The organism is Ochrovirga pacifica, assembly GCF_000220525.1.
In the GTDB taxonomy this organism is placed as follows: domain Bacteria; phylum Bacteroidota; class Bacteroidia; order Flavobacteriales; family Flavobacteriaceae; genus Ochrovirga; species Ochrovirga pacifica.
Map to the genome: position 1 here is coordinate 44,899 of NZ_AFPK01000066.1, position 6,009 is coordinate 50,907.

At 33.6% G+C, this 6,009-nt stretch carries 5 protein-coding genes; 2 read left to right on the top strand and 3 right to left on the bottom strand.

The window, feature by feature from the left end; genetic code table 11:
* Positions 1-3 precede the first annotated feature (3 nt).
* Positions 4-2,343, bottom strand: a complete 2,340-nt coding sequence (locus tag FS85_RS0112395) for a TonB-dependent receptor (protein WP_010136656.1) — start codon at positions 2,341-2,343, stop codon at positions 4-6.
* 10 nt (positions 2,344-2,353) lie between these two features.
* Positions 2,354-2,959 carry a hypothetical protein gene (locus tag FS85_RS0112400; RefSeq protein WP_010136657.1) on the bottom strand — a complete coding sequence of 202 codons (606 nt, stop codon included), beginning with the start codon at positions 2,957-2,959 and terminating at the stop codon, positions 2,354-2,356.
* Between the two features lie 133 nt (positions 2,960-3,092).
* Here FS85_RS0112400 and FS85_RS0112405 point away from each other — a divergent pair, with 133 nt between their 5' ends.
* Positions 3,093-4,214 (top strand): lactonase family protein, encoded by a 1,122-nt coding sequence (locus FS85_RS0112405; RefSeq protein ID WP_010136659.1) that lies wholly within the window; start codon positions 3,093-3,095, stop codon positions 4,212-4,214.
* Positions 4,215-4,216: 2 nt separating this feature from the next.
* Here the strand turns inward: FS85_RS0112405 and FS85_RS0112410 are convergent, their stop codons facing one another.
* Positions 4,217-5,134 (bottom strand): patatin-like phospholipase family protein, encoded by a 918-nt coding sequence (locus FS85_RS0112410; protein ID WP_010136661.1) that lies wholly within the window; start codon positions 5,132-5,134, stop codon positions 4,217-4,219.
* Positions 5,135-5,205: 71 nt separating this feature from the next.
* Between FS85_RS0112410 and FS85_RS0112415 the strand changes: the two genes are divergently transcribed.
* Entirely contained in the window at positions 5,206-5,775 is a 570-nt protein-coding gene (locus FS85_RS0112415; protein WP_010136662.1) for a hypothetical protein, read from the top strand.
* Positions 5,776-6,009 lie beyond the last annotated feature (234 nt).

The following is a 6,009-nucleotide window of genomic DNA, read 5'->3' on the forward strand; positions in this document are numbered from 1 at the left end:
GTCTTAAAAGTTTACTTTTATTCCTACTATCAAGCTCCTTCCTAAATCATCCGAAAAATACCTTAATCTATTTAAATAATCACGATATTTTGTATTAAAAGCATTGTTGAGCTTTGCATAAGTTTTTACTTTGTTTTTTGCAATATAAAATTCACTAGTTAAATTTATAGCTACTAACTGGTATGCATCTGGCGGTGAAAGAATATCTTGATGGGTTAAAAGATGATCTTGCTCAAAGACATACTTATATTGCAATTCTATTGCAGAATTTTTTAAAAAACCTTCTTTAAAGCCTTTAAACTCTGTACTAAACAATGCATTGTTTGCTGGCATATATACCAAAGGCACATTTTCTGATAAATTATCTCCTTTAATATAACTGAACTTACCCCCTACTTTAAATGCATCCGAAAAAAGATAATTCGTTCCTAAATCAAAACCAACAATACGTGCATTGTTTTGTTGATATTTAAATACAGGGAATGTTCCTCTAATAGTTGTAGTAAACTCATTTTCTGGTTGTAAATAAATATAATCAGCAATATAGTTGGCATATACCAAACCTTCAAAAAACCATTTAAAATCTACATTCCCTTCTAAGCCTAAAGTAGTTTTAATCCCTGTTTCTTTACCAAGTGTAGGCTTTCCTATTTCAAAACCACTAACTCCCTGATGCAAACCATAGGAATACAATTCATTTACTTCAGGATTTCTGGTAGTTAATCCAACATTTAAAGACCAAAACAAGTCCTCCGTAGCGTGATAATCGACTCCTATTGCCAAGCTATAATTATGAAAATTGTTGTTGTATTTTTCTATCGTTCTTGTAGCATCTCTATTGATATACGCAACATTTTGATAACTATAATTGTATCTTCCTCCAAACTCAAATTTCCATGCGTTTAAATCTAAATCTAGCAAAGCAAAAGTCCCTATTTGGTGTGATAAATAATCAGGAATTAAAGGTAAAATTCCCGTTTCTGGGTTGTTTGTATTGTCTGTAAAAGTGTACTGAATTCCCTTTTTTATTTCCCAATGAGAAGCATACATTTTTTGATGTTTTACTTCCATAAAATGAGTTTGCTGCATCAAGCTTAAAGCAGGTAACTCTGACCTTCCTGAACGTCTTACATCGTACTCCTCTCTTTGATCAATTTGTCCTGCATACGTAAATTGATAACTTTCTTGTTCGTTTATTTTATACTCGTTTTCCCATTTAAGCAAATGATGATGAACTTCTTGTTTAGGAGCATCTATGGCATAGAAAAAGTTTGATTCCGTATATTGTGGCTTATCTGCTTGCAATACCAACTGTGCATATTCTGAAGGTTCTCCGTTTTCTTCTTGTGTACTTAAGGTTACGTGTGAACCTCTTAAAACTCCCAAAGTTGAATTAAAGGTACTTAGAAACCATTTGGATTTCCATTTTTTCAAAAAGTCTTTTTCTATCTGTACGGCTAAATTAGCTTCTGTAAACCCCGTATTATTTAAATAATAGTCTGATGTTTTTCTATCTCCGTACTTTTTTAAAGTTCCCGTTACTCTCCACGCTAAAAAAGCATTATTTTGTTCCAAACCTAGATTTATAGAATGACCATTACCATTGGTTTCTGTAAAATACAAAGCATTTCCGTGTAAATGCGGATCTTGCTGTATTTCTTTAGGGAGCACGTTAATTACAGCTCCTAAACTACTCCCCTGATATTCCAACGCTCCCACTCCTTTGGTTACTTGTATGCTACCTGCCATCAAAGGATCAATTTCTGGTGCATGATCATTTCCCCACTGTTGTCCGCTTTGCACCACATTATTGTTTAATAATAATACTCTATTTCCATACAACCCATGCACTACAGGTTTGGCGATACTATTTCCATTTTTTACGGTACTGACTCCTGTTAAATTTTCTAATTGATTTGCTAAATTTAAATGGGTGTTTTTCTGAATCGTCTTTAGTTTAACCACTTGGGTGTTTTGAGTCGATTTTTTTGGATGTTTGTTTAATAAATGAATTCCATCCAACATATTTACCAAGTGAGCCATTTCTACATCAACTTTTAGATTGTTGTCTATTAAAATTGATTTTTCTTTGTCTTCGCATCCCATATGACTAATGACCAAATGATAAGTTCCCGAACAAACGTTAGAAATTTGGTAATATCCTTTTGTATTGCTAATGGCTCCTTTTCCTGTTTCCTTTATAAATACAGAAGCCCCAATAATAGGGGTTTTGTTGGCTACATCTGTTATAAATCCAGAAACAGTATGCTCACAATTTTGAGCAAAAAAGCTATGCTGAACAAACAGCATAGCTAACCATAAATAATAATATGTAAACTTCAATGTATTTTTTTTAGTCTGATCCTAATTGGAAAGTAATATCCACATCGTTATCTCCTCCAGCATTGGTAATGTCTCCGTTAGCCACACCCGATGCAAACTTATTAAGTTCGTGACGTAGTACAATCTGCAACCCACCTCCAGTATAAGTATCATCTGTAGTAAAAGTGGTCTCTAAACCTATCGGATTATCATTTGCATCAGCATCTGTATAAGTTATAGTTAACCCAGCAATGTTATGAATATAGAAAAATTGATGTGCTTCTGCTTCATCTTTAATCTCTTCATCCACATCTCCATCATGGTCATGACCATGATCGTGATCTTCGTGTGCCTCATCCTCTTCGTGGTCATCTTCTTCTCCGTTTAAAGAAATTACGGCACTATAGGTTGTATTTGTAGCCAAACTTCCTTCTATTTTTTCATTTGGGTCTACCACTCCATCACCGTTTTCATCGTGCCATTGGAATACTACAGGGGTTCCATCTCCTGCTGGAGTTAGTGTAAGTGTTACATTGGCAATCAACTCATTCTCATTCGGTACTTCTGGATCATCTTTGTCACAAGAAATAGCAAGTACTCCGATAGCCAATGCTGCAAAAATTTTTGATAATTTCATTTTGATAATTCTTTGTTTTGTTCTTTTGCAAATATACTACTTTAACTCACTAACGCAACATAGTTGCGTTTGAATTTAATTTTTTGTTAACATTCCAATCTTTATCGTATATTCATCCTCAAAATTTACGTCTATGTTCCAAAAAGTAATTCTCTTTGCTGTTGCATTGTTCTTTAATACTTCTTTTATCCAAAATTCCGATAAAGAATTAAGCAGATATGCTTCGTTTTACATTGGCACCATGTCCGATGCAACATCTGATGAGAAAAAAGGAATTTACCAAGGTTTGATATCTGAAGAGGGTTACCTAAGTAGTATTCAATTCTTAGCTTCTGCAGAAAACCCTACTTACTTGTCTCTAACTAAAAACAATGCATATTTACTTGCTGTAAACTCACTAAAAAAAGGAGAAATCTTAAGTTTTAAAACAAAACCCTTTAAAACAGGTTTAACGCTTGTGGATTGTAAACTTACGGGAGTAGGACCTTGTCATGTACAAAACCAAAGTGGATATGTATTAACAGCAAACTATAGTGGTGGAACTATGAGTTTGCATCGTATTTTGACCAATGGCAAACTCTCAAAAAAATTAGACAGTTTACAACACTTTGTAAGCACTCCTAGCCAGCACAAAAGACAAAAACAAGCGTTTGCTCATTCTTGCTATTTTGAACCCAATTCTAACAACATTATTTCGGTAGATTTAGGAGCCAATAAATTACAGTTTTCGCATATAGACACGTTGCATCACAAAATTGTTCCTAATACTTTTTCTGAATTAGAGCTACCAAAAGAAAGTGGTCCTAGACATTTAGCTTTTCATCCAAAAAAAGATTTTATGTATGTTGTAAACGAACTGAATGCAACGGTTTCATTTATCAAAAAGAACCAAACAAACAACACCTATCAACTAATAAATACTTATGCTACCCTACCTAAAAATTTTAAAGGAAAAAATACAGCTGCACATATAGAGATTTCCAAAGATGGTCGTTTTTTATACATGACCAACAGAGGCCACGAAAGCATGGCTGTTTTTAGCATTGCTAACAACGGTAATTTACATTTGGTAGAGCGTGTTTCTGTGCACGGAAAACATCCTAGAAATTTTGTAATTACCCCAAATCAACGGTTTATTCTTATTGCAAATAAAGACAGTGATAATATCTGTTCTTTTCGTAGAAATGTACAAACGGGTACGTTAACTTTTATTGATGAAATTAAAACTCCTAACCCTGTGTGTCTTTTATTTTAAATTTATTTATCCGCAAATTTAAGTTCATTCATCCCCGGATTTTCATGTTTCATTTTGGCATATAAATAGCCTTCTGCCCACCATTCGGTCATCAATTCTTTATCAAAAATAAGAGAGTTGGTTGTAAGCACCGTTGGTGTGTAATACAAATTTAACTGAACCTCCTTATAATACGATGCTAATTTACCAATGGCCACATTGTGCTTGGCTACTTGTTCTAATGTAAAATCAATTACTTGAGAGGTTAAAGCAAAAGGGTTTTTAGCAGGAAGGTTGGCCATCATTTTAACTTCGGTATCTAAAATTACTACATCTACTTCTTTAGCCCCTCTATTAATAGCTTCTTTTATAGGCACCAAAGCTCCAAAACCTCCATCTGCATATTGAAAATTATCTTTTTCATACACGCTCATAAAAGGAACGTAATTGCACGAAGCCCAAATCCAATCGCAAAATTGGATTCTGCCACACTCTTCTAAGGCTTTGTATTCTATTTTGCTTTCGGTAAGATTAGAAACAGCAACAACCAGTTCTTTTTGAGTTTCTTGCAATTCTAGAAAAAACTCCTCATCAATTACCTGATGAATTAGTTTTCTTAGGTTTTTACTTTCTCCAAAAGTTTTTCCTTTTCGAAACAAGTTCCACAATACTTTTTTATGATTGATAGAAACGGTCTTAGCTCCTCTTCTTCCTTTTACAATAAAAGGACAAATGTTAAAAATTGTTTTTTGGTTCACAGAAGTATACAAATCTTTTAGTCGTTCAATTCTTCCCAAGGCAATATGAGAAATCATCAAACTCCCTGTAGACGTACCTACCAACATATCGTACTCTTTGTTTAGTCCAGTCATTAAATACTCAACTACACCACCTGCAAAAGCTCCTTTGCTTCCACCACCAGAAATTACCAAGGCTTTCATAAAATATTTAGTAGGGTTTAAATAATAAACTTATTTTCGTTCTGTAATTAAATATACTCTAAGCCAAGATAATGACAAAGCCGTTTTTAGCAATTTTATTGAGTTCTTTTGTTTTTTTATTGACCAACTGTGAAACCGAAAAAAACTTGAATAACTTTATAGACTGCGATACTCCTATGGAGTTCAACCACAACAAGGTATTAAGAGATGCTCAAAACTATTTTCAAATCAACATAGGCCAAAACTGGAAAAGAGAATTGTTTGTTGCTAACGATCAAACACGAATTTATGCAGCAGATACTACCCGAAATTATTCCTCTTCATTTATTGTTGATATAACCCGTTTTAAAGGACGAGTAGTGTTAGACTCTATATTTCAACATCAAATTACCAATAGCATCCAAACCAATCCACAGTCTTATCTTATCAAAGAACATCCTTTTACTTATAAAAATCAACAAGGTTACGGAGTGTTTTATTTTGAAAATAAAGGAGCCAATCCTACTTATTTTTTAGAATTTTATATTGCTTACCCCGAACATTATTACTTGCTAAAATCGATCTTGTTAGGTAGTGAAAAATTTGAAGAAAATCTATGTGAAAGTATGCAAGTACTGCAATCGTTTCAGCCGCTTCCCTAAACAAATCTTAATAAATCAGTTTATTTTCTACAATCCTTGACTTTGGTTGTAAACACTTGATTAAATTTGCCTGAAAAATAACGGGCATGCAACACATTTTAGACCGATTTATAAAATACATACAAATAGACACGCAATCTGACCCTAACAATCCTGTCTTTCCTAGTACTGTAAAACAGTGGGATTTGGCTAAATTGTTAGAACAAGAACTCAATGCTTTGGGACTGAAAGAAG